Source organism: Nocardioides immobilis, from assembly GCF_003515065.1.
Lineage (GTDB): Bacteria > Actinomycetota > Actinomycetes > Propionibacteriales > Nocardioidaceae > Nocardioides > Nocardioides immobilis.
On the sequence record NZ_QXGH01000021.1, the window covers coordinates 80,401 to 105,153 of the forward strand.

The window sequence follows — 24,753 nt, forward strand, 5'->3', positions numbered from 1 at the left end:
GCGATCGATGTACGTGGAGCCCGCGATCGGCACGGCCAACGTGATGAGGCATTGCCCCGACGCCCCGACCCGAGTCGCGATGTTCCAAGAGCGTAGTGCCACTCGCAGGATGTGATACGCCACTTGATGCGCGACAGATCTCTGGCACCTGATGTGCGACGCCTTGAATACTTCGGCCACATCATGTCCTCACGGCAGCGGACCAGTAAGCCGCTCTCCGCGCTGATGAGCGGTCAACGCTCCGCCGCCGAGACGGGCAGCCGTGTGTTCGGGCGGGGCGCGGTGCTTCGCTATGCCGACCGTCCAGTGATGGCCGACTACGACCGGTGAGCCGGCGCTCTCGGCCGCCACTCCACTCTGACATCCGTCCCGGCGACCTCGGCTCCACCGCGGCAAGGGGCCTGCGTGCGGCCAGCTCCCACCGTGCGCGACGTCCGCTCATCGGCACTATTCCTGTGATCGATCGTGCGCATGCACCGCTGCCGAAGCGTTGAGACCCTGTTGAATTGCTACTTCTAGCTCACGCGACGGCGCGCACCTGACCATGGACGATCATTGAGGTCTGCCCGCCACCGCGTCGCGAACTTGTCGACGGACTCGCGATTGAGGGAAGGCTCCCGACCGGTCACTGGCCGTTGCTTGAAGGCTCCACGGCGGAGATACCTCGTCACGGTGTATCTGTGGCAGCCGATTAACTCGGCCGCTGTCGTGATGGAGATCCATTCCGCGCTCGCACGCTGATCGGCCCGCTCGGCGGGCGAGAGTGGCGGAATGTAGGTCCTCCCGAACTGCTCGACGGACTCCCTGGATAATGAGGCGTAGGATCGGTGGGCTGAGCGCCGCTGAATGTCGCCCCTCTTCGCTGCATTCCGGATGGTCATAATCGGCACCGTGAGCAGCTCGGCCGCCGCTCGGCTGGACATCCATGGGCTGGGTTCGGGGATGTACGCGTATGCCGCGTCGAGGGACACACCGTCCGGGACGACGGCTACAGCTGTGTCGCGCCACGTGAGAGTGACGCGGTCTTCGCGGAACGCGCGTCCGCCGCGTCGGCGCAGACGGGCGATCGTAAGTTTGTCGATCTGGTCGGCCATGATCTGCTGGCGCTGCTCATCGTTGACGCACATCCGCCAGACCTCGTCGAGAGAGCGGCTGCTACGCACAAGCTTCTCTACCGGACGGACCTTGGCGCGCCGCTTGAGCGAGTTGCGAGCAGTCTTGAGGGCTGCGACCTTCGTTGCGATGGCTTCGACGTCGGCGTCCTCGCCCGTCAGTTCCAGGGCGACCGTGCGCAGGTCCGAGTCGATCTGGGCCAGCTTGATCGAAGTGGTCGCGTCGTTGGGTACGGTCCACATAAGCCGGTAGGTCGGCCGTCGGCCCCGTTCAGAGAGCAGCCGGCCTTCGATGTAGGTCAGCAGACGGTGACGGTTCACCGAGGTTAAGCAATGCCGGCACTCAAAATAGGGCACCTTCTTGCTCGTACTGCGAACCATCGAGCGGCCACATTCGGCGCACGTGATGATCCCCGAAAGAAGGATCGACGTCTTGGCGCGGAGGTTGTTCTTGATCGCCGAATGGTGCCCCTTGTGCGTCAGCGCGTACACCAGCGCGTCGTGCTCGCCGGTGCTGATGATGGCGTCGCCGCCGATCACGGGGTTGCCATCCTCGCCGCGCAGCACCTCCGGCCCGCGTCCGGTGCCGCCTCGTCCTGGGTTGCATGGGTACATGCCGGCCAGGACGGGGTTTTGTAGCAGGTTGTTGACCATCGAGAAGTGCCAGTGGTGGGGCCTGGAACGTGGATAGGCCGGCGGCGGCGCATCAGAAGCGTCCAGCCACTGCACGATCGAGTAAATCGTGTCGCCGCGAAGTGCTCGGTCGGCCATCTCGCGCGTCCACGGAGCTCGCTGCGGGTCCTGAGCCCGTACCCGGCCAGGTCCGTTCGGGTTGGGGATGATCCGGAAGCCATAGGGCTGTAGACCGCCCGGCGAGCGACCATTTGCGAGCAAGTAGGCCCTGGCGGCTGCCTGGCGTTCGGAGGTAGCCGCAGTCTCGAGCTCGCCGAACACCGCCAGCATCTGCGCGAAGGCGCGGCCCTCACTGGTAGTCAGGTCGAGGCTTTGCTCAACGCAGACGATCGCGGCACCCCGTCGTTGGAGCTCCTCATCAACCTGGAGGAAGTCCATAACGCGGCGGGCGAGCCGATCGACCTTCCAGACGATGACCGCGTCGAAGGGTTGGGGGGAGTCCGTAAGTGCTTTCCAGCCGCCACGGTCTTTGGGCTTTACGTGGGTTGCCGACACTCCTCGGTCGACGTACTCACCGACCACCTTCCAACGACGCGCTGCGGCGTACTGGCGTCCAGATTCAAGCTGCCTGGCCACCGAGACGGACTGTTCGGTGGCGACGGAGATGCGGGCGTAGAGAACGGCGCTTCGTGACATGGACCGAGCGTAGGAAGGTCTCCCGATCCTAGATAGACGACCAGACGAGGGAAGCCGCGGGCATGGCCCTCCCTCGCACTCGCAGTACGGCACGTGGGGGGTTAACCGCTGCCGCCGGTCGAGGCGCCCGCTAAGGCTAGGGCGCTGCTTGCCCTCCGGCCGGTGGCTCACTTGGCCCTGACGCTTCCATCACTCGAAGCGCGTGGACCTGGACGCCCGCGATCTTCGCGGCCTCGGACCACGACGCCCAGTCGCCGTAGTCGCGTTGCCGAGCCACCGGCTGTTCGTACGAGAAGCCGCGCTACCCAGCCGGTGCATCTTCCCGAGGCGCGCCACGCGGGCGGAACCTTGGTTCGCCAGCGCAGACGGTTGTCGATGGCTCCGCGATGGAGGGCCGCCCTCAACGCGCAGTACCGTGTGCAGTTGCCGGATTGACCTCTATGACATCAAGGGCGCCGGCTGCGCCGGCGCCGCCGCGGGGCCCCGCGCTCCGGGCATGCGGCCTAGCGGCCGGTCCCTGCGCGCACCCCACGGCAGCGCGAGGCGACTCACCGCTTCGAGCTCGCAAGAACCCGATCGACCGGAGTTGTCAGCGCTTCGACCAACTCGGGCCCGTTGTCGCCGCGACGACTGCGGCCGCTGGGCCCGGAGAAGGCCCATGGGATGGAAGTGTTTGAGCGGGCGGACGGACCTGATGTCGGGAAGGCGTCTGCGTCGGTGTGCGTGCCCGCGGGCTCGCGGCGTTGCCGGCACTCTTCAACAGATTCGGCGCGAGGCCGCACGCGAGAACTGCAGCCGCGATACGTTGTCACACCACAGCAGCCACGCCAAGACGATAAGCCGGAAGGACGGTAGGGCGTGAAATTCGACGGTCCCATTGGCCTAATGCTCAAGCGGCACAATCAGTACGCCAAGCGAGGCCGCAGCCGCCCGGCCGCGCAAGCCTGTTTCAGCATGTCTCTCAGCGGGGCGGTGACGGACGTGATGACCGGTATTCGTTGGGGTCTGGACAGTGGCAAGCCGACAGCGCTTAGTCCCAAATCGATCGAGCTCGTCGAGCGCCGGAGCGAGTGGCTTGCGGTGAGTCCGAGCGCGACCACGCCGTTGAGCGCACACGTCCAACACGTCAGCCGTGACTTCCGCAGTCAGATCCCGACCGGTGACGAGCTGCCGCGCGTGCAGAAGAAGGCGCTGAAGAAGCGCCTGAAGAGCGACCTGGAGAGCTACGTCGAGGCTCTGGTAATTGCTGAGCGGCGCCACGGAACCAATTACCTGGGTCGCCGGACCAAGTGACGCGTCCATGGTCAGGGCCAAAGATTCCGCGCCGAGCCTCCCGCCGTCCCTGAACGACCGCGAGCGCTACGTGCTCGAAGTCGAAGCGGTACGCTTCGGTCGAGCCAGGCGAGCAGCCGGGATCGGTGCTGTGTTGTTGGCAGTCGCGTTGGGCTTCTTCTTCGACGACCCTGACCAGACATGCGCCACGGACGTGGTCACGAAGACGACAACTGAACCATCGTCATCAACCACTACGGCGGCGCTTCCAGACACCACATCCGAGGTCATCACAACGCGCGACTGCGAGGTGCCGGATTGGCCGAGGGTCCCCATCGGCCTCGGTGCCGTCGGGCTCCTACTTGCTTCGCCATACGTGCTCCGGATGTTCCCGCCGGGGTCCAAACTCGCGCTTGGGAGCCTGCTGTCGCTCGAGTCCGGAACGGATGTCTTGGCCGACCATGTCAAGCAGTCCAGCGAGACCGACGCGACACCGCTCCTTGAAGCCGCAAAGCGGCGTTTGGCTACGAACATCTCGATTGCCGACGCGCCTACGGCGCCGCATGCAAGTGATGGGAACCACGATGCCGGACAATAACTACAACGCTGTCATTCGTAGCCGGGAGGCTTACAGTGGACAACCGACCCAACCACGATCAGGCGTCACGACGATGACACTTCCAACGAGATCTGACCCGACGTTCGACCAGAACCTTCTAGCGGTTGAGTTGCTGTTCGCCTACGCTCAGGGCGGTCCCGTGCCCGACGATGAGTCCTTGCCCCAACTACCGGACGAGTATCGGCGTTACATCAAGACCGCAAAGGGTCGACTTGACGTCGCCACGTGGGCGGAGTCGTTCCGCGAGACCTATGCGGACCTGTTGTTGTTCAAGTCTGCTCTACTTCGCGAGGAGCCGAACGTCAGGCTCGGCGATGTTGCGAAGGTCAACGCAGCCATGGAGACCATGTTCCACGGGCTCGCGAAGTGGCTTGCTTCTAGCCCCGAGTTGATCGCGTCGTAGTTCCCATGCCCAACGACATCCCGACTTGGCGCTCGCCGTAGTCACAAACTCGACGCCAGAGCCGTCGTCGCTCCACACGTCTCCTTGGGCCTATGCGCCGTGTCCGACTCCCGAGAGCATGTCCCGAGTTCTGTTCTGTTGAAGGAACTTCGGTGGCGGCCCGGTGTGCATAAGGTTGCGCTCACGCCTTGACTGTTGCAGTCGGCTCCGACAGTTTCGGCGGCGACGTGCTGTTCCAACTCAACGAGGCCCGCAGCGCGGGCAGGTACAGATGGCCCGCTCACGCGGCGAAGCTGCTTGGTCGCCTCGATCATGCCGGGCGCCGCACCAGCGCGCAGCGCCATCTGTCCGTCGCGCCAGCGCTTGACGTTGCAGGAGTGGACCCGGCCGCACAGGGTTCTGGCCGGGTGGGCGGCACGTCGAGTCGGACGTTTGCATGGGCAGAGATGATCAACATCACTCGACCCAGACCAGGTGGGCGGGGTATGGCTCGACCCGTGGCGGTTCCGAAGTGAACATCCAGCGGTAGTAGTCCTCCTCGCTGGCGATGTCGACGCTGTCTTTGGCGCCGTTGACGTGGATCTCGCTGATGGCGCGCATGTCGTAGATGAAGCCTTCGGGGGTGGAGAGGATGACTCGCTTTCCCCACAGCGTGGGCTCGCCTCTCGACGGTCGGGGCTGACGGGCTGGTGGGGCGCCGAAGTACGGGAGGGGTCGGGGTCGCTCGGTCATCGCGTTGGACCTCCTGAGGCGGCGGAAACGTCGATGGCGCGGGCGACGACGAAGGGGTGGTCGCTAATGCTTCCGTGGACCCCGCGTCGTACGGCCAGATGCCCGACCCAGGTGGTTCGGGTGGAGCCGAAGATCCAGTCGATCCCGGGATTCCGCGGCGGGTTGCAGCCGCCGGCATGTGATCCCCCGGCAGAGGCTGCCAGGGTTCCCTGGGCGGTCAGGGTGCAGAACGCCTCTTCTCGCTCGTTGAAGTCCCCCATCAGGAAGACGGGGAGTTCGTAGTGCTCGATGATCGCGTTGGCCGTGGCGAGCTCGCGGCGTGCGGCCTGGTCGCGGAACCGTTCGTTGCCAGGGTGCCAGCGCGTGCTCGCCGGGTTGTGGACGTTCAAGAAGCTCGCGTCCTGGCCGGTGACCAGGTTGCGGAGCCGAACGATCGGCATCTGTGTTGGCTTGCCGTTGAAGTACGGGACGGTGAGGACGTCGGCGCTGACCAGGGCCCAACGGTCTCGGCGCCAGGCGATGGAGTTGGCGGGCCCGTCGGGCGGTGAGTAGACCGCGTAGCGGTCGCCGGCCCGAGCGAGCAGTGCTCGTCGCTGAGGGTGTTGGAACTCTTGGAGTCCGACGACGTCGACGTCGTAGGCTTCGAGCAGGGCAATCGCCCCGCGGATGCGCTGGTGGCTGGGCGCGTATCCGGGCTTGTTCCCGCCGGGAGCGGTGTGGGAGTGGCCGAGCACGTTGAAGCTGGCGACCACGTAGCTGGTTGTGTGGGAGGACACGGGGGGTTCGACCTGGTCGCCCGCGTGAGTTCGGAGCCAGGCGCTGGGGTCGATGCTGTCCTCGTAAATGGATCCTCCGCGGGGGTGGACCTCGAAGTGGAGGTGGCATCCGGTGGAGTTGCCCAGGTCTCCCACCTCGCCGAGCTGGTCGCCCGCGCGCACGGGTTGTCCGTCGACAACGTTCAGCGACTGCATGTGGGCGTACCAGGTCGTCAGCCGGCCTGGACCGGTGCTGACCTGCACCAGCCAGCGCCCCGACCACGCCTCATCGGTCTTCACGATCACGGTCCCGCCGTGGGCAGCGCGAACTGGTGTGCCGCACGCGGCCGAGAAGTCGGTCCCGGTGTGTCCCCGTGACCATCGGCCACCCTGGGCCCCGAAGTTGTGGAGATCGGTAAACGCCGACGGGTTGCCGATGGGCGCCACGACGGAGCCTGGGGAGCCAGCCAGCTGGATGCAACCCGTGTCGTACGACGCTCCGGTCCACATCGCGTCTTGGACGCCGAAGCCGTCGAGAAGGTCCTCGGCGAGGACCTCGTCGTCGGCGTATGCGTCGGGGTAGGCGGATCGCTGCACGGCCTGGGCTGCATCCGTGACCGGCATGTCCTGCCAGTTCGGGACCTGGAGCAGGCGTTCGTAGAACTTCCGCGCCGAGGTGGCGGGGTCCATCAGCTCGCGCATGGAGCCCCACCAGGGCCACTGCTGTTGGAACACCCCGAGCGACCCGTGGTCGGTTCCGACGGCTTCGTGGGGGAGTTGGAGCGATCGTTCAATGCCCTGCTGGTCGGGCTTGAGGTCGTCCCCGCGGCCATCGTTCGCGTAGATCCGGAGCCCGGACTCTTGGTGGGCGGTGGCCAGGGCAATCAGCACACCCTGCCGGGGCACGCCCATCTGAGCGCCGACGGAGACGATCGTTGCCGCGGTCGCGAGCTGTTCCGGGCGCAGTCCCTCCACCGACTCCACTTCATCCGGGGCTGCCGCGGTCGTGCCGCACCCAGTGGTCGTCGGCCCGCTCCGGCCACCTATCAGAACCATCACCATAAGCACGGCAGGCACGAACAGGATGCCGACACCGATGACCAGCGCGCCGGCCGCCAGTGGTCCTTTGCGACTCATCTCGCGTCCCGAAGATCAGGCGGCGTCGTCAGTGTTGCCGGGGTTGGGGGTGGGTGGACGGTAGATCGGGTAGACCTCCTCCCCGTCGTGCCACTCAGGTTCGACGGGTGCTGGTGGCGGCGGCTCCGACCCTGGCCGCGCAACTCGGCCTGCTGGCAGCGCTCGCGGCATCTGCGCTGCGGGGGATGCGTCCAACGGTGCGGCTTCACGCCTGTGTTTCGCCTCGTACGCCGCTGACGAGCCAGCCTGGTGCGGACCCGGGTCCTGGGGTTTCGGACCTGGCCGTGGGGTCGGCTGAACCGGATCCGGTGCGTGGGTGGGACGGAGCGCCGACGGTGTCTGTGGGCTTGGGCTCTTCGCGGCGGGGCTGGGTGAGCCGGGTCGGGTTTCTGCTCGTTCCGGGGGACCTTTGGGCTGGTCGTCGTCGAGGACTTCGACGGCGGCCGCGCCGGCACCACCGCCGACAGCACTGGCGGCAGCGACCTTGGTCAACCGCCACGCCTCGGACTTGGCGCGCCGATAGGGGTCGGAGATCCCTCGGAACGGGTCGGTGTCGGGATTGACCATGGTGGTGAGCCGGCGGAACGGCTTGAGTGCCTGCCACATGATGAAGCTGAACAGCGGCATCAGGATGAGGCTCAACCATGCCGGTGCGCCGCCGCCGGGGTGGAACAAGATGCCAAGGACCGCCACCGTCACGCCCGCGCCGATGCCGAAGATGATGGCGTTCACGACTGCAGCGGCCACGGTGCGACCGATCCCGGTGACCAAGCCTCGGGTGCTGGGGAACGCGCCGAGGACAGCAAAGGCCGGGAATAGCATCACAGCGAGCCGGACGATCAGGAAGCACCCGAGCATGAGCAGTGAGGACAGCAGCAGGAACGGCAGCGCTAGCAGGGTGGCCAGAGCGGTGAGGATGGCGTAGCCGACCCTGGTCTCGGACCGGTTGCCGGTGAGGTTCTCGTATGCCTCGGGGTCCTCCTCCTTGATCTTGTCGGCGATCTCCTCTCAGTCCTCCTGCTTGCCCTCGATCAACTCCTCGGCCCGGTCGGGGTCCTCAGCGGCTTCTTCGGCCTCCCGCCAGGTCAGCGCTTGTGCCCTGAACAGGTCCGGCCCGTACTTGCGGGCCGTTTCGCTGTCGGGGTCGCCGAGCGTGCCGGCGAGCCAGGCGCGGTAGAGGATTGCCTCCTGCACGTGGGAGGAGACCGCGATCCCGGGATCGCTGTTGCTCCCCTCGCCGTCGAGTTGACCTACCACGGCCCCGAGCGTTCCGGTCACGGTCTCGTCCGCTGCGTTCCCGGCTTCAATGGGCCATCGGAAGATCGCGACCGCCACGATCACGATGAACAGCGCCCAGCCGATCGCTGCGGTGGTGCTGGCCAGCGCCGAACGGCGAGCCTTGAAGATGACCAGCAGTCCGAGCAACGCCAGTACCGCCGGAATCCATGAGGCGAACAGGCTTTCGTGGAGCGCGGTCGAGACCCGCTCCACCACCGGGTCGAAGGCGTCGAGGAAGGTCGGGTTGAACGCGACCTGGGTCACCGATCCGGTCAACGCCGCCATCGCGATCGGCACTTGCATGATCCAGTTCGCCACCGCGGTTCCGATGACCGCGTCGGGACTGCGTACAGCATCGGGCCCGCAGCCGAGGTCGTAGGTGTGGTAGCGCAGACCGGCGAAGCCGTACTGCTCATAGATCGTGGTCGTGGCTCCAGGGCCGAAGGGGTCTTCAGCCGGTGGCAGCTCGTCTGGTGCGGTGTCGAAGAAGCCAGGGATCCCCTGCCCCGGCGAGACCGGAACGGGCGCCTCGTTGCAGTCCGGCATCGGCACCGCAGGCGCGGGACCCAACGGCTGGCCCGGCAGCAATGGCAATGGGATGTCCGACGGATCGGGCAGCCCCGGGATGTCCGGCAGGTTCGGGCCCGTTGGGTCGGGGTCCTTTGCATCGGCCGGTGGCGCGATCACTAGCACCACCAACGAGGTGACAACCAGGGTGAGTGTGGGGCGGAGCAGTGTCCGTAGCAGGGTTCTCATGCGACCTGTCCTCCCGTCACGACGGTCGGCTCGCGGTCCGGTTGGCGGCCCGCGGTGGTGTTGAGTGCTTCGAGTAGGGCTGGGTTGGCGGTGAGGTCGACGCAGACCTTGTCCACGTGTCCGTCGACATCGCGCATGACGAACTCCCGCATCGCAGCCTCGCCCCGTCCCGAGGAGAGGGTGGCGAGTGCCCGCTCGTAGCCGACGTCCGTGGGCACCCGCAGCATCCGCAGACCGTCCCTGGCCGCCTCCTCGTCCTCGGTCCGGCCGACAAAGGCGGCGGACATGAAGTTCGCGACGTCCATGCCGAGCACGTCCGAGGGGTTCTGCGAGGACGCCAGCACGCAGGTGTTCCACTTGCGCGAGTCGCGGCCCAGCCGGGTGAACAGCGCGCGGCCGGCCGACCACTCACCCAGGAAGTGGGTCTCGTCCAGGGCGACCAACTTCCGGTCTTGCATCGACCGTCCGTACACCGCGCGGGTGGCGTACCAGGAAGCCAGGTGCAACAGCGGCACCGCAAGCTGCTCCGAGGTCGACCAGTGCTCGCGCGGCACCGACCGTGGCGGGAGCACCAGCCCCGGCATGGTCAGCACTGTCAGCGCCGAGTTGATCCGCGTCGCGCCCGGTTCCGCCTGGGGGAAGAACAACCGGGACAGCGGCAGTTCGGCCATGTCCCGCAGGTAGTTGGCGACCACCTGGCCATGGGGATTGCCCTGCTTCTCCAGGTTGCCCACCACATCCCAAAGTGAGGCGTCCCGGTCTCCGCGTGTCGCGCGCACCGCGTCTGAGACGACCAGGGAGGTCTGCGGCATCGCATCCACCGATGGCGGCAGGAGCATCTTGATGACGTCCATCGCCAGGAGCTTGCGATCCTGCGCGGCGAGGACCTCGCCCTCCTGGAAGGCCTCCTCGCTGGTGAAGGACGCTCGGGCGGGTGCTGCAACGACTTCGAACGGGTTCAGCGTTCCGCTGGCTGCCGCGGTCAGGTCGAGGTGCTCGCTGTGTTCGGCGAGCTCAGGCAGCTCGGTGAGCCGAGCCAGCGGCCCGGACGGATCCAGCAGCACCGCGGGAATCCCACGCCGCACTGCGTCGTAGGTCACGAGCCCGAGCAGCACGCTCTTGCCCGCACCGAGGCCGCCGACCACCGGAACGAGGCCGGATGTCTCGCGGAGTTCGGTCGCGTAGTGGGTGTCGAACATGACCGCCCTGCGTGAGGAGCCAGCGGTGAACCCGATGTACGGGCCTTGGCGATCACCCAGCTGGCTCGAGGCGGCCGGCACACCAGCGGCGACATACAGGGCCGGCAGGCGGCGCCGGTAGGCCACAGTGGAGACCGGCTCGCCGGGGATGAACTCGCGCAGCAGCCCGTACTGGCCGCGAGGATGCTCGATGCTGACGCGGCGGGACCGGAACGACGTGGTCACCCGACGTACCCGTTCCAGACATTCCTCCTCGCTCCGGCCCGCGACGGCCAGCCGGAACCAGCCGTGGATTCGGGCGGCGGTGACATCGACACCTCGGGTCATCTGATCCTCGACCTGGCGGGCCTGGCGTGCCTGTCGATCCAGTGCCAGCGGTTCGTCGAGCTCGTGCTCGGCGTAGTGCCGCTGCATGTCCCGCACCACCAGCAGCTTGCGCTGGATCTCCTTGCGCGCCTCAGCGCCCGACAGGATCTCCATCTGGGCCGACCACTCAACGGGGAATGGGAGCCGGTCAGTGTGGGACAGCCACGGCTCGTGCCCGGGATCGGGTGCCTCGATCTCCTCCAGCCTGCCGACCGAGAGGACCGCAACGTGTCGTTCGATCGGATCACCAAGATCTCGACTCGTCACCCGGACGGTGCGTCCCAGTCGCGTGGTGTCGTGCTCGACGGCATCGGAGAAGCTGGACAGATCCTCCTCATCCCACGACTGCTCGCCGGAGGCACACAGCCCGGTCGGCGCGGGAAGCCCGATACCGACAGACCGCCGCAGCAGCCACTCCATCTCCCGGGCCGTGGCGGGTCTGCCTTCCAGGCCCGGCAGCGCGACGGTCTCGGCGACCTGCTCCACCTTGGACAGCAATCGGGCGTGTTCGATGTTCCCCGGGCGACGCCAGATCGCCGCGATCAGCCGGTGCGACGGCGCCCGGCTGGCGATTCGCACGCCGAGGAAGACCTGCTTCTCGGCCATCGTCTGGTAGCGCAGGTGCTTCTGCATCCCCACCATGTGCTCGGTCCAGGGCTCCACCCCCGGCGTCTCCAGCGGGCTCGGGGTCAGCCCGTGGAGTCGTTTGGCCCACTCCGCAGCCGGATAGGGCCGTGAGGTGACCCGCAGGTGCACCCGGTGGCCGGCCAGCCAGGCGAGACCGTCCGCGGCACCGTAGAGCAGTTGCTCGCGTTGCCGGTCGGAGCGGAACGCCCAACCGTGGGTCGGGAGCACGAACCAGGCCCAGACCTCGTTGGCGGTGAAGCACAGACTGTCGTCGATGTGACGTAGCGTCAGCCGGCCAGCTGTGGCCGGTGTTTCCCGAGACTTACGAGACATTTCGCTCCCTCACTGAAACCGACGAGGCGCGCAACCGCATCGGTCGGTGGTTCTTCGGGGCACGGGGTGCGCGGAACTCGGCACGTAGCAGCTCCCACACGGAGACCAGGGGTCGGTCATGGTCAATCACGCCAGTGAGGGCGTAGGTAGCAAGGATCGTGAGCACCAGCTCCCACACCGGCGGGACACTGACCCTCATCGGCGACACCGCCTCGACCAGCAGCACGCCGACGAACAGCACGACCCAGATGCCGTACGCCGAGTACCGCGCCGCCCACGGCAGCGTGAACCCTTGCGGGCCCAGCCACACCGCGTCGACCCGATACACCTCATCGTCCGGGCGGATCAACATCGGTCACGACTCCTGGAACACGAAGTCGGCGATGTCTCCCGCGAACCCGTAGAAGAGCGCCGCGCCAGCGATGACGACACAGCCCAGCAGGATGTTCGTGACCGTCAACGCGTTCTGGCTCATCTGCCCCTTGCGGGCGCTCGCGATGATTCCGACCCCGACCACCAGCAACACGATGGGGATGATGTTCTGCACGCCCCACTCGACGATGCCGTCCGAGTTGAACTCCGGGGCCGCGGACACGAAGTTCGTCAACAGGTTGTTCATCATGATCTTCCTCCCGTGAGAGCTCGCATGGGAGGCAAGACAGCCGGAGCCGCCTCTCCCGAGCGAGCGCGGACAATTCCGTTGAACTGCTGACAAAAACCGGACCACAGCACAACGCTGGGCACCAGTACGACATGGCGATCTGTGGATAAGTCCGCCCGCCGACCCGGTGCAGTTTCGGGACCCGGCAGCGTCCGGGCTGGAAGTGGCGGCGTAGCCACCCGGATAGCAACAGACCCGGATTCGAACAGACGCGACGGGACCAGTGCGGCGCTGCCACCCACACCAGTCGGCCGGACAAGACGTGACCGGACGGGGAGGCCGAGCCTACGGATCAGAAGGTTTGGGGTTCGAATCCCTACGGGCGCGCAGATCGGATTCCGCGCATGACCTGCGAAAACAAGGTCCCGAGGGTCGCTTCCCCAGTGGGAGGCGGCCCTCTTCCGTCTCAAGAACCGGCCCAAGAACCCTCAGCGTTGCCGCTGTCGCGACGGGTCGGCTCGGGTCGCGTCCCCCGGCTGGGCGAGAGCCGACCTGCTGCACTCCGCTGCGTATGCGTCGCGAGTCATGTTCAGTGTCTGGCTCTGTTCAGTTTCCGTGAACGACGAGGTCGATTGAACGCGGCGACGGGTGGCGAAGGAGTTAACACTTCTAAAGCGATAGCGCTATAGTTGTGCTAATGGACCTTACGACCCGCGAAGCAGCCGGTCGGCTGGGCGTCAACCAGGCCCGAGTCCGGGCTCTTGCCGCAGCTGGCACCTTGGCCGCGCGCCGGGTCGGATCTCAGTGGCTCATCGACGCCGACAGTGTCGACCAGCAAGCGGCCCTGATCGGCGCGGGCGCCACCAGTCGTGCGATGGCGTCGCGCATCGCGTGGGCTGCCAGTGATCTCGCCGACGGGGGGCGGGCCGGCTGGCTCCACGCGGTCGAGCGTCACCGCGTCCGCAACCGCGTTGCCGGTGCGGCCTCAGCGCTGATCGTCCAGCGATGGTTCGGTGCGCGTGCCGTGTCGACGCGCAGGTACGCGGTCGGCGCGGACGACCTCGAGGGGATCCTCGGCGAGAGCGACGTCGTTGCGACCGGCAACAGCGCTGCGGCGGCGTACCGCCTGGGTCTCACCAATGTCGGCGCTGGCGACGCCTACGTGACCGTCGCCGCCGTCGATCGACTCGTACGCGACCACTTCCTGATCCAGAGCACGAGCGGGAACCTGACCCTGCGCCTGGTGGACCACGTCCTCCATCTCGCTACCGCCCGGACGATCGACGGACTGTGTGTCGCCCCGCGCCTCATCGTCGGCGTCGACCTCGCGGAGGACGCCGATGCTCGCACCCGTGCCGCCGGACTCAGCCTCGTCGATCGTGTCCTCGACGAACAGCGGACGGCCCGGCATGGCTGACCGAAGGGCGCCGGTCGAGATCCTGGCGGCGATCGCAGCCATCACCGGACAGACCTTGGAGGACGCTCGTGAGGCATACGAGGAGGCGAAGCCACATCGCCGCGACGACCGCCCGACCTCGTCCGAGGACATCGCTTCCCTGCTTGTTCAGCTCAAGACCCGCCTGGGGCTTGCGCCTGCTGTGGACATCAGGGAGGCGGCCGAACTGCGAGCCGGTCTCGACACGATCCTGGGCGAGGATGCCGTCTTCGGCAGCGGCGAGTTCGCGGCTCTGAGTGCCGTGCTCAGGCGCACCCCTGAGCACGTCCCCACCGTGGACCGGGAGCCGGTTGCGTTCCCGCCGCTTCCGGACCACCAGGCCCAGATGTGGAAGACGCTCATCGGACTCGAGGAGCTCGGACACCCGTGGGCTCTCGTGGGAGGGCAGATGACAATGCTCCACTGCCTGGAGAACGGCGTCACGGCGATCCGTCCCACTGACGATGGCGACATCGTTGTCGGCGTGTGGACCAGCGCGACGCGCTCCGAGAAACCAGCCGCTACTTGCGCGCCCGAGAGTTCAGGGAGGAGAAGACCAGCGACGGCTACGGCTCTCGCTTCGTGCGCGGCCAAGACACGGTGATCGACGTACTCCTCCCCGAAGGACTCGAGCGGCAGAACGACTATCCGACCACGATCTCCGGCCGTCCCGGGTTCTCCACCGAAGGCGGCCGGCAGGCGCTCGGTCGCGCCGGGCGGGTCCCGGTGCAGGTCGAGGACGTCATCGGGTACGTCCGCAGACCAACAATTCTGGGACCGATCGTCGCGAAGGCGCATGCGGACGTGGTCGACAGCAAGGACGTCGACCGTCACGTCCAGGACGTCGTCACCCTCGCTGAGATCGCGCTGCGCAACCCGCGTGCGGTGCTCGAGCAGGTCCGGCCATCCGACCGCAGGCCGGTCCGCAGATTCCTCCGGGACAGGAGCGCTGAGGACCGCTACTTGCGCACCGCCAGCGACCCCATGGCTGTGCACTCCCTCCTCGCTCGACTCGCTGGTCTCGACTCCTGACACCGCTTCCTCGCGCAGCACCCTTGACGAAGAGCTGGTCCCGATTCGTTCGTGCGTCTGCTCGAGGGGAACGGTCGATCCGTAGTGCCACGGGCGGCTGTGGTGGCGAGCATCGGGTCTCGCGACTCCACGCATTGAGATGGGTCGGTGCGGCGGGTTGCCGGGCTCGGCCCCGGCTCGGTTTCCCGGACCCCCGATGGGGTCAGGTCTTCGTCAGGGAAGCCTTGTTTGTCAAGGCATCCTTGACTTAGGATGGAATCCCGCTGGCCCTACCTGGGAGGCGCAGTGTCGAAGAAGAGTCGAAGCAGGTTCGACGAGTCAGTTGCCGAGCGCCAGGCGGTAGAAGGCTGAGCCGCGTCTGTTTTGGGTAGTGGTCCGGGCGAACTGCATTACCGTTTCTGATAATTGGACAGGACCCGGAGTAGCACGAGATCTCCCTTTCGTTCCGGGCCAGTCCGCCGGCTCATGCCCATCTTCCCCAACGGATGGTTCTGTCTTGCTATCTCTACTCTCGCGGCGTTCTCGCCGTCTGCTTTCAGTCGTCGTGGTCGTCGCGAGCGTCCTGGCCCCGATTTGGGGTGAGCGCCGTCGATGCTGCGGCTGCGGTTGACGACAGCTCGGTCGGGACGATCGATGAGTTGCGTGCCGCGAGCAACAGTTGCACCGGCACGGTCGCGGACCCGACCACGATCACCCTCGCGGCCGACATTGCCGACCCAGCCGCTCAGGTGGACATCAACTGTCACGCGGTTCTCGCCCTTGCCGGGCACGACCTGGCCGTCCGCAACCTGGTGATCAGCAGCAACCAGGCGCTGACGATCGTGGACACCGGTACCGGTGGCACCCTCACCGCCGACGCCGGGGAGACATCCGACGTTGCCGGCATCCAGAACACCGGCGCCACCCTCACCGTCGCCAGCGGCACCATCGCCGCCACCGGCGGCCTGTACGCGGCCGGTATTGGCGGCGGCCCATCCGGAGACGGCGGGATCACCACGATCAACGGCGGTACGGTCATCGCCACCACTGTCAGTGCCGGGGACTCCGGTGGCAGCTCGGCGGTCGGTCCAGGGGATGGCGGGGCGTCGTTCGGGTCGTTGTCGGTGAACGGCGGGGTGCTGCGGCTGCCCTCGGGCTTCCTGCGGGTTCCCGACTCGGCCGGAGTGGAGATCACCGTCGGCCCGGGCGGGTGATCGACGGCTCCGGCGGCCCGGGGGCGACGTACGCCACCGTCACCGGAGCCGGTCAGATCGACAACCGTGGGCGGATCCTGCTGCCGACCGAGAAGGTCACCGCCGGCGGCGTCACGGTCACCGGCCGGCACTATGCGATCAGCTTCGACACCCAGGGCGGATCCGGTGTCCCGGACCCGGTCACCGTGTTCGCCGACACCTTCGACAACGGTGCTCGCAGCTTCCCGACGAACCCGACCAAGCCCGGCGCGACCTTCGCCGGCTGGAACTCTGCAGCCGACGGCAGCGGCGCCCGGGTGACGGCCACCAGGACGCTGCGCGGTTCCAGTCTCGGAGGCACACCCGTGCCGATCACCGCCTACGCCCAGTGGTTGCCGGTCCCCGCGATCACCGCGATCGCACCGTCCTCCGGTCCGATCGAGGGGGGCACGAGCGTGGTGATCACCGGCACCGGGTTCACCGGCGCCACCAAGGTCACCTTCGGCAAGTCGGGTCAAGCCGCCAGCTTCACCGTGGACTCCGCCACCCAGATCACGGCCATCTCACCCGCGTCGGCGACGACTGGGGCGCGCGCGATCACGGTGACCACCGCGGCCGGCCGGAGCGCCTACGTCGACGCCGGCCGGTTCACCTACACCGCCCCGGCGCCCGCGATCACCGCGATCGCACCGTCCTCCGGTCCGATCGAGGGGGGCACGAGCGTGGTGATCACCGGCACCGGGTTCACCGGCGCCACCAAGGTCGGCTTCGGCCAGGCGGGTCAAGCCGCCAGCTTCACCGTGGACTCCGCCACCCAGATCACCGCCATCTCACCCGCGTCGGCGACGACTGGGGCGCGCGCGATCACGGTGACCACCGCGGCCGGCCGGAGCGCCTACGTCGACGCCGGCCGGTTCACCTACACCGCCCCGGCGCCTGCGATCACCGCGATCGCACCGTCCTCCGGTCCGATCGAGGGGGGCACGAGCGTGGTGATCACCGGCACCGGGTTCACCGGCGCCACCAGGGTCGTCTTCGGCCAGGCGGGTCCGGCCACCAGCTTCACCGTGGACTCCGCCACCCAGATCACCGCCATCTCACCCGCGTCGGCGACCACCGGGGCGCGCGCGATCACGGTGACCACCGCGGGCGGCCGGAGCGCCTACGTCGACGCCGGCCGGTTCACCTACACCGCCCCGGCGCCCGCGATCACCGGGATCGCACCCTCCTCCGGTCCGATCGAAGGGGGCACGAGCGTGGTGATCACCGGCACCGGGTTCACCGGCGCCACCAAGGTCGTCTTCGGCACGGCCGGACCCGCCACCAGCTTCACTGTGGACTCCGCCACCCAGATCACCGCCATCTCACCCCCGTCGGCGACCACCGGGGTCCGCGCGATCACGGTGACCACCGTGGGCGGCCCCAGCGCCTATGTCGACGCCGGCCGGTTCACCTACACCGCCCCGGCGCCCGCGATCACCGCGATCGCACCGTCCTCGGGTCCCCTGAGCGGGGGCACCACAGTGGTGATCACCGGCACCGCGTTCACCGGCGCCACCAAGGTCGTCTTCGGCCAGGCGGGTCCGGCCACCAGCTTCACCGTGGACTCCGCCACCCGGATCACCGCCATCTCGCCCCCGTCGGCGACCGCCGGGGCTCGCGCGATCACGGTGACCACCGTGGGCGGCCCCAGTGCCTACGTCGACGCCGGCCGGTTCACCTACGTTGCGGCACCCGCGATCACCGCGATCGCACCGTCCTCGGGTCCCCTGAACGGGGGGACGAGCGTGGTGATCACCGGCACCGGGTTCACCGGCGCCACCAAGGTCACCTTCGGCGATGCGGGTCCCGCGACCAGCTTCACCGTGGACTCCGCCACCCAGATCACCGCGACCTCACCGGCCGCGTCCGACATCGGCGCCCGCCACGTCTCCGTCAGCACCGTGGGCGGCGCTAATGCCGAGGTGGAGGCCGACCTGTTCACCTACACCGCTGTGATCACCAGGGTCGTCCCGTCCGCGGGTCCGATGAGCGGGGGCACGAGCGTGGTGATCACCGGGACCGGGTTCACCGGCGCCACCGCGGTCACCTTCGGCGATGCGGGTCCCGCGACCAGCTTCACCGTGGATTCCGCGACCCAGATCACCGCGACCTCACCGGCCGCGTCCGACACCGGCGCCCGAAACATCCGGGTGACCACGGCGGACGGCGAGATCCCTGCCGTGAACGCGGTCGCCGACCGGTTCACCTACACTGACCCGCCCGACGCCTGTGGAGATCTGCTCGTCAAGGACGACGGCAGCACCTGGACGTGCTCGTTCGTCGACGACTTCGACGGGCAGTCGCTCGACACGACCAAGTGGGGCGTCCAACAGTCGTCGATCACCGGCTTCCGGACGGGTGAGACCTGCTACGTGAACTCACCCGAGAACATCGCCGTTCGCAACGGCGAGCTCCTGCTCACCGCCCGCCGCGAGGCGCAGAATCTCGCCTGCGACAGCACGCTCGGCAGCTTCTCGACGCCGTACACCGGCGGCATGGTCGGGACCCGGGGCAAGTTCTCCCAGACCTACGGTCGGTTCGAGGTGCGTGCGAAGTATCCGGCGGTCACCGTCGCCGGCCTCCACGGCGGCTTCTGGACCATGCCTCGGACCAACACCTACGGCGTCTGGCCAGCGTCGGGCGAGCTGGACATTGCGGAGTGGTGGTCGAACGCGCCGACCCAGGTGCTGCCGACCCTCCACTACACCGGGGACTCCCTCGCCGACTCCGGATGGAACTGCCGGGTCAGCACACCGAGCAGCTACCACACCTACACCATGGAGTGGTACCCCGACGTGGTCAGGTTCTTCATCGACGGCGAGATGTGCTTCGAGCGCTCGTGGACGCCGACCGGCCTCATCGCCCCGCAGCCGTTCGACAAGCCGTTCAGCATGATCCTCAACATGGGAGTCGGCTCGCTGTCCGGAGGCAACAAGGTGTCGGCAGACACGCCGCTGCCTGCGACGTACACCGTCGACTACGCCAAGGTTTGGCGCTGAGCCAGGGTCGCCAGGACCTTCTCTGCGGCCTGCTGGCCCGAGTTGGCCGCGTCAGCGAGAGAGGGCATGTCGAGCAGGTAGTCGCCGGCGAGGTAGACGGGGCCGAGGTTCTGACGAAGCGTCGGCAGCGAAGCGCGCCCGCCTGACCCCGCGCAGCACGAAGTCAGCGCGTCGCGCGTCAGCTCGCCCGGATCCGCCTGGGCCACGGCTTCTCGGGGTCTATCTCCAAGAACGGCACGTTCGCGAGGATGCGGGTTCCGACGGCCGCCAGCCCCAAGCGGTCTCGGAAGGGAGCCGTGCGGTGATCGCGTCACAGCACGAGGAGCAGGTCTCCACCTTCGACCGACTGCGGCCGGGTGACCACGGTGCGTGACACGGTGCCGCCGATCGGCGCGGTGATCGATGCCTCCATCTTCATCGCCTCGATCGTCGCGACGACCTGACCCGCCTCGACGGTGTCGCCCGGCGCGACGACGACGGTGGCCACGCCCTGGAACGGCGCTGCCACGTGCGACGGGTTGCCGGGGTCGGCCCGCTCCTGGCTCGGGGCGTCGACGTGGACCGACCGGTCACGAACCGTGATCGGGCGGAGCTGCCCGTTGATGGTGCACATCGCCGTGCGGTAGCCGCGCTCGTCGGGCTCGCCGATCGCCTCGAGGCCCAGCAGCAAGGTCTTCCCGGGCTCGAGCTCGATCTCGTGCTCGTCACCCGCGCGGAGTCCGTAGAGCCAGTCCACGGTCGGCAGGACCGACGTGTCGCCGTACCGCTCCCGGGACTCGAGGAAGTCACGGGTCGGTCCGGGGAAGAGGAGCTCGTTGAGCGTCGTACGGCGGTCGTCGGCAAGGCCGCTGCGCTGGGCGTCGGTGAGCGCGAGCTCGGGAGGCGGGCCGGAGCGTCCCTGCAGGGCGCGGGTCCGGAACGGTTCCGGCCAGCCACCGGGCGGGTCGCCGAGCTCGCCGCGGAGGAACCCGATGACCGAGTCGGGGATGTCGAACCGCTCCGGCTCGGCGGCGAACTCCTCGGGATCCGCGCCGACCGCCACGAGGTGGAGCGCGAGGTCGCCGACCACCTTCGACGAGGGGGTGACCTTGACGACGTTGCCGAGGATCCGGTTGGCCGCGGCGTACATGCCCTCGATCTGCTCGAACTTCTCACCGAGTCCGAGGGTGATCGCCTGCTGCCGCAGGTTGGAGAGCTGCCCGCCGGGGATCTCGTGGGTGTAGACCCGGCCGGTGGGCGCGGGTAGGCCGGACTCGAACGGCGCGTAGAGCCGGCGGGTCGCCTCCCAGTAGGGCTCGAGGGCACAGACAGCGTCGAGCGAGAGGCCGGTCTCCCGGTCGCTGCGCGCGGTCGCGGAGACCAGGGCCGAGAGCGGTGGCTGGGAGGTCGTGCCGGCCAGCGCGGCCGAGGCGGCGTCGACGGCATCGACCCCGGCGTCGATCGCGGCCACCAGGGTCGCGAGCTGCCCGCCCGAGGTGTCGTGGGTGTGCAGGTGGACCGGCAGGTCGAACTCCGACCGCAGGGCGGTGACGAGGGTCCGCGCCGCCGGCGCGCGCAGCAGCCCGGCCATGTCCTTGATCGCGAGGACGTGGGCGCCGGCGTCGACGATCTGCTCGGCCAGCTTCAGGTAGTAGTCGAGCGTGTAGAGGCTCTCGCCCGGGTCGGAGAGGTCGCCGGTGTAGCAGAGCGCGACCTCGGCGACCGAGCTGCCGGTCGCTCGCACAGCGTCGATGGCGGGCCGCATCTGCTCGACGTCGTTGAGCGCGTCGAAGATCCGGAACACGTCGATCCCGGTCTGCGCGGCCTCCTCCACGAACGCGTCGGTGACGTCGGTCGGGTACGGCGTGTAGCCGACGGTGTTCCGCCCCCGGAGCAGCATCTGCAGGCAGATGTTGGGCACGGCTTCACGGATCCCGGCGAGGCGCTCCCAGGGGTCCTCGCCGAGGAAGCGGAGCGCGACGTCGTACGTCGCCCCGCCCCAGCACTCCAGCGACCACAGCTGCGGGGTGAGCCGGGCGACATGCCCGGCGACGGCGAGCAGGTCGTGCGTCCGGACCCGGGTGGCGAGCAGGCTCTGGTGGGCGTCGCGGAACGTGGTGTCGGTGACTGCGACGTCGGCCCGCTCCCGCAGCCGGCGTGCGAACTCCGCGGGGCCGTGCCGCAGCAGCTCCTGCCGCGAGCCGTCCGGCGCGGTCTCCGCCACGGACACGGGCGGCAGCTTGGTCGCAGGGTCCAGCGTCGTCGGCGCCGGCCCGTGGGGCTGGTTGACGGTCACGTCCGCCAGGTAGCCGAGCAGCTTGGTGCCCCGGTCGCCGCCGGCGCGGGCACCCAACAGGTGGGGGTGGTCCTCGATGAAGCTCGTGGTCACCCGGCCGCTCTCGAAGTCGGGATCGGTGAGGACCGCCTGCAGGAACGCGAGGTTCGTGGACACGCCCCGGATCCGGAACTCCGCGAGCGCGCGGCGCGCCTTCTCGACCGCGAGCTCGTGCGTGCGGCCGCGGCAGGTCAGCTTGGCCAGCATCGAGTCGAAGTGGGCGGAAACCTCAGCGCCCGTGTACGTCGTACCGCCGTCGAGGCGCACGCCCGGGCCGCCCGGTGAGCGGTACGACGTGATCTTGCCGGTGTCGGGCCGGAACCCGTTGGCCGGGTCCTCGGTCGTGATCCGGCACTGCAGCGCCGCCCCGCGCAGCGTGATCGACTCCTGGGTCAGCCCGAGGTCGGCGAGCGACTCGCCCGCCGCGATCCGCATCTGCGACTGCACCAGGTCGACCTCGGTGACCTCCTCGGTGACCGTGTGCTCGACCTGGATGCGGGGGTTCATCTCGATGAAGACGTACGGATGGGGGGCTTCGCCCCCCTTCGACCCCCCGAAAGACGCCGCGGCCTTGGTGTCCAACAAGAACTCCACCGTCCCCGCGTTGCGGTAGCCGATCTCGCGCGCGAACCGGACGGCGTCCGCGCAGATCCGGTCCCGCAGGCCGGGGTCGAGGTTCGGGGCGGGGGCGATCTCGACGACCTTCTGGTGGCGTCGCTGCACCGAGCAGTCCCGCTCGAAGAGGTGGATCACCTCGCCGTCACCATCGGCGAGGATCTGCACCTCGATGTGCCGGGGGTCGACGACCGCCTGCTCGATGAACACGGTGGGGTCGCCGAAGGCGCCCTCGGCCTCCCGCATGCAGGTCGTCACCGCCTCGCGCAGCGACGCGCGCCCGTCGACGCGACGCATGCCGCGGCCGCCGCCACCGGCGACCGCCTTCACGAAGAGCGGGAAGGGAAGCTCGGCCGCCGACGACACGAGCTCGTCGACGTCGGTCGACGGCGCCACGCTGGCCAGCGTCGGGACACCGGCGGCTCGTGCCGCGGCGATCGCCCGGGCCTTGTTGCCGGCCAGCGTCAGCACCTCCGCGCCCGGGCCGATGAAGGTGATGCCGTGGTCCGCGCACGCCTCGGCGAGCGCCGGGTTCTCGGACAGGAAGCCGTAGCCCGGGTAGACCGCGTCGGCACCGGAGCGCAGGGCGACCTCCACGATCGCCTCCGGATCCAGGTAGGCCCGCACCGGGTGGCCGCGCTCGCCGATCTCGTAGGCCTCGTCCGCCCGGAGCCGGTGCTCCGACCACCGGTCCTCGTGCGGGAACACGGCAACGGTGCGGGCGCCCATCTCGTACGCCGCCCGGAACGCGCGGACCGCGATCTCGCCGCGGTTGGCCACCAGGATCTTCGAAAACGCCACGGTGCGGTTCTCCTACGCAGGTCGGTCGGTCGGAAGTGCTGGCCAGGTCAGCCCGGCACCGTCTCGGGGATCCGGATGGGCCGGCACTCCCACGACGGGATCAGTGTCCGCGTGCGATCCACGCGTCGAGGTCGGGTGCCTCGGCGCCCACCGTCGTGTCGTCACCGTGGCCGGTGTGCACCACGGTGGCCGGGGGCAGGGACAGCACCTTCTCGCGGATCGAGTCGATGATCGTGGGGAAGTCGCTGAACGAGCGGCCGGTGGCGCCGGGCCCACCCTGGAACAGCGTGTCGCCGGTGAACACCGCCCCGAGCTCCTCGGAGTAGAAGCAGCAGGCGCCCGGCGCGTGGCCCGGCGTGTGCAGCACACGCAGCCGGATGCCCCCCACCTCGAAGACGTCGCCGTCGGCCAGCTCCTGGTCCGGGGCGAACGCGTGCACGCGGTCCCACAGCACCCGGTCTCCCGGGTGGAGGTACGACGGCGCGCCGGTCGCCGCGCTCAGGTCACCGGCGGCACCGATGTGGTCGTCGTGCGCATGGGTGAGCAGCACCGCCAGCACCCGGCGGCCGGCGACGGCCTCCAGGATCGGCTTGGCGTCGTGCGCCGCGTCGATGACGATGCACTCCTCGGCGTCACCGACGACCCAGACGTTGTTCTCGACGTCCCAGGTGCCGCCGTCGAGGCTGAACGTCCCTGCGGTGACGACCCGGTCGCAACGCGCGCCGGTCACAGCTCGACCACCGAGCGCAGCACCTCGCCCTTGTGCATCTTCTCGAAGGCCTCCTCGACCTCCTTGAGACCGATGGTCTCGGTGACGAAGTCCGACAGCGGGAACCGGCCCTGCTGGGCGAGGTCGACCAGCATCGGGAAGTCGCGCGAGGGGAGGCAGTCGCCGTACCAGGAGGACTTGAGGGCGCCGCCGCGGCCGAACACCTCGAGGAGGGGAAGGGTGATCTCCAGGTCGGGGGTGGGTACGCCGACGAGGACCACGGTGCCGGCGAGGTCACGGGCGTAGAACGCCTGCTCGTAGGTCTCGGGCCGTCCCACCGCGTCGACGACGACATCGGCGCCGAAGCCGCCGGTGAGGCGGCGGATCGCCTCGACGGCGTCCTCCGCGCGGGAGTTCACGGTGTGGGTGGCGCCGAACCCCTTCGCCCACTCGAGCTTCCGGTCGTCGACGTCGACGGCGATGATCGTGCTCGCACCGGCCAGTGCCGCGCCGGCGATGGCGGCGTCGCCGACCCCGCCGCAGCCGATCACCGCGATCGAGTCGCCGCGGCTGATGGCACCGGTGTTGACGGCAGCGCCGAAGCCTGCCATCACGCCGCAGCCGAGCAGGCCGGCCGCGCTGGCGGGCGCCTGCGGGTCGACCTTGGTGCACTGGCCGGCGGCGACCAGCGTCTTCTCGATGAAGGCCCCGATGCCGAGGGCGGGGGAGAGCGGCGTGCCGTCGGTGAGCGTCATCGGCTGCGCGGCGTTGTGGGTCGCGAAGCAGTACTGCGGCTTGCCCTTCGCGCACGCCCGGCACTGGCCGCAGACCGCGCGCCAGTTGAGGACGACGAAGTCACCCGGCTCGACCTCGGTGACACCCGGGCCGACGGCCTCGACGACGCCCGCCGCCTCGTGACCGAGCAGGAAAGGGAACTCGTCGTTGATGCCGCCCTCCCGGTAGTGCAGGTCGGTGTTGCACACGCCGCAGGCTTGCACCTGGACGACCGCCTCGCCGGGTCCGGGGTCAGGGACCACGATGTCGACGACCTCGACGGGGGCTCCCTTGCTGCGGGCGATGACTCCCTTGACGGTGACGGGCACGACTCTCCTTGT

The 24,753-nt window shown here is 68.5% G+C and carries 20 protein-coding genes and 1 pseudogene; 9 read left to right on the forward strand and 12 right to left on the reverse strand.

From position 1 onward, the window contains the following. Window positions 1-515 precede the first annotated feature (515 nt). Window positions 516-2,441 (reverse strand): recombinase family protein, encoded by a 1,926-nt coding sequence (locus D0Z08_RS17515; protein ID WP_118926537.1) that lies wholly within the window; start codon window positions 2,439-2,441, stop codon window positions 516-518. Between the two features lie 858 nt (window positions 2,442-3,299). On the opposite strand from D0Z08_RS17515, the gene D0Z08_RS17520 reads away from it, so the two are divergent. From D0Z08_RS17520 to D0Z08_RS17530, 3 genes are all read left to right on the forward strand, one after another. Then, a complete protein-coding gene (locus D0Z08_RS17520) occupies window positions 3,300-3,734 on the forward strand; it encodes a hypothetical protein (protein WP_118926538.1) in 435 nt (144 codons plus the stop codon). 7 nt (window positions 3,735-3,741) lie between these two features. After that, window positions 3,742-4,311, forward strand: a complete 570-nt coding sequence (locus D0Z08_RS17525; RefSeq protein ID WP_147381453.1) for a hypothetical protein — start codon at window positions 3,742-3,744, stop codon at window positions 4,309-4,311. Between the two features lie 73 nt (window positions 4,312-4,384). Beyond that, on the forward strand, window positions 4,385-4,735 hold the full coding sequence (locus D0Z08_RS17530) for a hypothetical protein (RefSeq protein WP_118926540.1): 351 nt from the start codon (window positions 4,385-4,387) through the stop codon (window positions 4,733-4,735). 181 nt (window positions 4,736-4,916) lie between these two features. Here D0Z08_RS17530 and D0Z08_RS33065 read toward each other — a convergent pair. The 3 genes and pseudogenes from D0Z08_RS33065 to D0Z08_RS17545 form a co-directional block, all read right to left on the reverse strand. Further along, window positions 4,917-5,165, reverse strand: a pseudogene (locus D0Z08_RS33065) (hypothetical protein); the annotation flags it as partial. Between the two features lie 26 nt (window positions 5,166-5,191). Next, window positions 5,192-5,467 carry a hypothetical protein gene (locus tag D0Z08_RS17540; protein ID WP_118926542.1) on the reverse strand — a complete coding sequence of 92 codons (276 nt, stop codon included), beginning with the start codon at window positions 5,465-5,467 and terminating at the stop codon, window positions 5,192-5,194. Beyond that, window positions 5,464-7,359: a peptidoglycan DD-metalloendopeptidase family protein gene (locus D0Z08_RS17545; RefSeq protein ID WP_118926543.1), complete on the reverse strand. Its 1,896-nt coding sequence runs from the start codon at window positions 7,357-7,359 to the stop codon at window positions 5,464-5,466. Before D0Z08_RS17545 ends, D0Z08_RS17540 begins: the two co-directional genes overlap by 4 nt. 604 nt (window positions 7,360-7,963) lie before the next feature. On the opposite strand from D0Z08_RS17545, the gene D0Z08_RS31695 reads away from it, so the two are divergent. Beyond that, a complete protein-coding gene (locus tag D0Z08_RS31695) occupies window positions 7,964-8,284 on the forward strand; it encodes a hypothetical protein (RefSeq protein WP_147381454.1) in 321 nt (106 codons plus the stop codon). Between the two features lie 83 nt (window positions 8,285-8,367). Here D0Z08_RS31695 and D0Z08_RS17555 read toward each other — a convergent pair whose 3' ends face one another. The 4 genes from D0Z08_RS17555 to D0Z08_RS17570 are packed head-to-tail and all read right to left on the reverse strand — an operon-like array spanning window position 8,368 to window position 12,540. Then, window positions 8,368-9,393 carry a hypothetical protein gene (locus tag D0Z08_RS17555; protein ID WP_147381455.1) on the reverse strand — a complete coding sequence of 342 codons (1,026 nt, stop codon included), beginning with the start codon at window positions 9,391-9,393 and terminating at the stop codon, window positions 8,368-8,370. Continuing rightward, window positions 9,390-11,918 (reverse strand): ATP-binding protein, encoded by a 2,529-nt coding sequence (locus D0Z08_RS17560; RefSeq protein ID WP_118926546.1) that lies wholly within the window; start codon window positions 11,916-11,918, stop codon window positions 9,390-9,392. The genes D0Z08_RS17555 and D0Z08_RS17560 overlap by 4 nt, the downstream gene beginning before the upstream one ends. Next, the gene (locus D0Z08_RS17565; RefSeq protein ID WP_118926547.1) at window positions 11,908-12,270 is read right to left on the reverse strand and encodes a hypothetical protein; all 363 of its coding nucleotides are present in this window, start codon (window positions 12,268-12,270) and stop codon (window positions 11,908-11,910) included. Before D0Z08_RS17565 ends, D0Z08_RS17560 begins: the two co-directional genes overlap by 11 nt. 3 nt (window positions 12,271-12,273) lie before the next feature. After that, window positions 12,274-12,540, reverse strand: coding sequence for a hypothetical protein (locus D0Z08_RS17570; RefSeq protein WP_118926548.1), 267 nt, complete (start codon window positions 12,538-12,540; stop codon window positions 12,274-12,276). Window positions 12,541-13,216: 676 nt separating this feature from the next. Between D0Z08_RS17570 and D0Z08_RS17575 the strand changes: the two genes are divergently transcribed. From D0Z08_RS17575 to D0Z08_RS17590, 5 genes are all read left to right on the forward strand, one after another. Then, window positions 13,217-13,936: an excisionase family DNA-binding protein gene (locus tag D0Z08_RS17575; protein WP_118926549.1), complete on the forward strand. Its 720-nt coding sequence runs from the start codon at window positions 13,217-13,219 to the stop codon at window positions 13,934-13,936. Next, window positions 13,929-14,558 carry a hypothetical protein gene (locus D0Z08_RS17580; RefSeq protein WP_118926550.1) on the forward strand — a complete coding sequence of 210 codons (630 nt, stop codon included), beginning with the start codon at window positions 13,929-13,931 and terminating at the stop codon, window positions 14,556-14,558. Before D0Z08_RS17575 ends, D0Z08_RS17580 begins: the two co-directional genes overlap by 8 nt. Beyond that, on the forward strand, window positions 14,537-14,986 hold the full coding sequence (locus tag D0Z08_RS17585) for a hypothetical protein (RefSeq protein WP_118926551.1): 450 nt from the start codon (window positions 14,537-14,539) through the stop codon (window positions 14,984-14,986). The genes D0Z08_RS17580 and D0Z08_RS17585 overlap by 22 nt, the downstream gene beginning before the upstream one ends. 578 nt (window positions 14,987-15,564) lie before the next feature. Beyond that, window positions 15,565-16,179 (forward strand): hypothetical protein, encoded by a 615-nt coding sequence (locus tag D0Z08_RS33425; protein WP_182481367.1) that lies wholly within the window; start codon window positions 15,565-15,567, stop codon window positions 16,177-16,179. Next, window positions 16,176-19,199: an IPT/TIG domain-containing protein gene (locus D0Z08_RS17590; protein WP_182481368.1), complete on the forward strand. Its 3,024-nt coding sequence runs from the start codon at window positions 16,176-16,178 to the stop codon at window positions 19,197-19,199. Before D0Z08_RS33425 ends, D0Z08_RS17590 begins: the two co-directional genes overlap by 4 nt. Here the strand turns inward: D0Z08_RS17590 and D0Z08_RS17595 are convergent. The 4 genes from D0Z08_RS17595 to D0Z08_RS17610 all read right to left on the reverse strand — a co-directional run bounded on the left by D0Z08_RS17595 (window position 19,178) and on the right by D0Z08_RS17610 (window position 24,741). Beyond that, the gene (locus tag D0Z08_RS17595; protein WP_220454234.1) at window positions 19,178-19,405 is read right to left on the reverse strand and encodes a hypothetical protein; all 228 of its coding nucleotides are present in this window, start codon (window positions 19,403-19,405) and stop codon (window positions 19,178-19,180) included. The genes D0Z08_RS17590 and D0Z08_RS17595 overlap by 22 nt on opposite strands. A 104-nt stretch (window positions 19,406-19,509) precedes the next feature. Then, window positions 19,510-22,929 carry a pyruvate carboxylase gene (locus tag D0Z08_RS17600; protein WP_118926553.1) on the reverse strand — a complete coding sequence of 1,140 codons (3,420 nt, stop codon included), beginning with the start codon at window positions 22,927-22,929 and terminating at the stop codon, window positions 19,510-19,512. A gap of 100 nt (window positions 22,930-23,029) precedes the next feature. Beyond that, a complete protein-coding gene (locus D0Z08_RS17605) occupies window positions 23,030-23,659 on the reverse strand; it encodes an MBL fold metallo-hydrolase (RefSeq protein WP_118926554.1) in 630 nt (209 codons plus the stop codon). Next, window positions 23,656-24,741, reverse strand: coding sequence for an S-(hydroxymethyl)mycothiol dehydrogenase (locus D0Z08_RS17610; protein ID WP_118926555.1), 1,086 nt, complete (start codon window positions 24,739-24,741; stop codon window positions 23,656-23,658). Before D0Z08_RS17610 ends, D0Z08_RS17605 begins: the two co-directional genes overlap by 4 nt. Window positions 24,742-24,753: the final 12 nt, after the last annotated feature.

Coding starts and splice junctions, on each gene's coding strand:
- D0Z08_RS17515 (WP_118926537.1), bottom strand. CDS start 2,441: ATGTCACGAAGCGCCGTTCTCTACGCCCGCATCTCCGTCGCCACCGAA.
- D0Z08_RS17525 (WP_147381453.1), top strand. CDS start 3,742: ATGGTCAGGGCCAAAGATTCCGCGCCGAGCCTCCCGCCGTCCCTGAAC.
- D0Z08_RS17530 (WP_118926540.1), top strand. CDS start 4,385: ATGACACTTCCAACGAGATCTGACCCGACGTTCGACCAGAACCTTCTA.
- D0Z08_RS17540 (WP_118926542.1), bottom strand. CDS start 5,467: ATGACCGAGCGACCCCGACCCCTCCCGTACTTCGGCGCCCCACCAGCC.
- D0Z08_RS17545 (WP_118926543.1), bottom strand. CDS start 7,359: ATGAGTCGCAAAGGACCACTGGCGGCCGGCGCGCTGGTCATCGGTGTC.
- D0Z08_RS31695 (WP_147381454.1), top strand. CDS start 7,964: ATGATGAAGCTGAACAGCGGCATCAGGATGAGGCTCAACCATGCCGGT.
- D0Z08_RS17555 (WP_147381455.1), bottom strand. CDS start 9,393: ATGAGAACCCTGCTACGGACACTGCTCCGCCCCACACTCACCCTGGTT.
- D0Z08_RS17560 (WP_118926546.1), bottom strand. CDS start 11,918: ATGTCTCGTAAGTCTCGGGAAACACCGGCCACAGCTGGCCGGCTGACG.
- D0Z08_RS17565 (WP_118926547.1), bottom strand. CDS start 12,270: ATGTTGATCCGCCCGGACGATGAGGTGTATCGGGTCGACGCGGTGTGG.
- D0Z08_RS17570 (WP_118926548.1), bottom strand. CDS start 12,540: ATGATGAACAACCTGTTGACGAACTTCGTGTCCGCGGCCCCGGAGTTC.
- D0Z08_RS17575 (WP_118926549.1), top strand. CDS start 13,217: ATGGACCTTACGACCCGCGAAGCAGCCGGTCGGCTGGGCGTCAACCAG.
- D0Z08_RS17580 (WP_118926550.1), top strand. CDS start 13,929: ATGGCTGACCGAAGGGCGCCGGTCGAGATCCTGGCGGCGATCGCAGCC.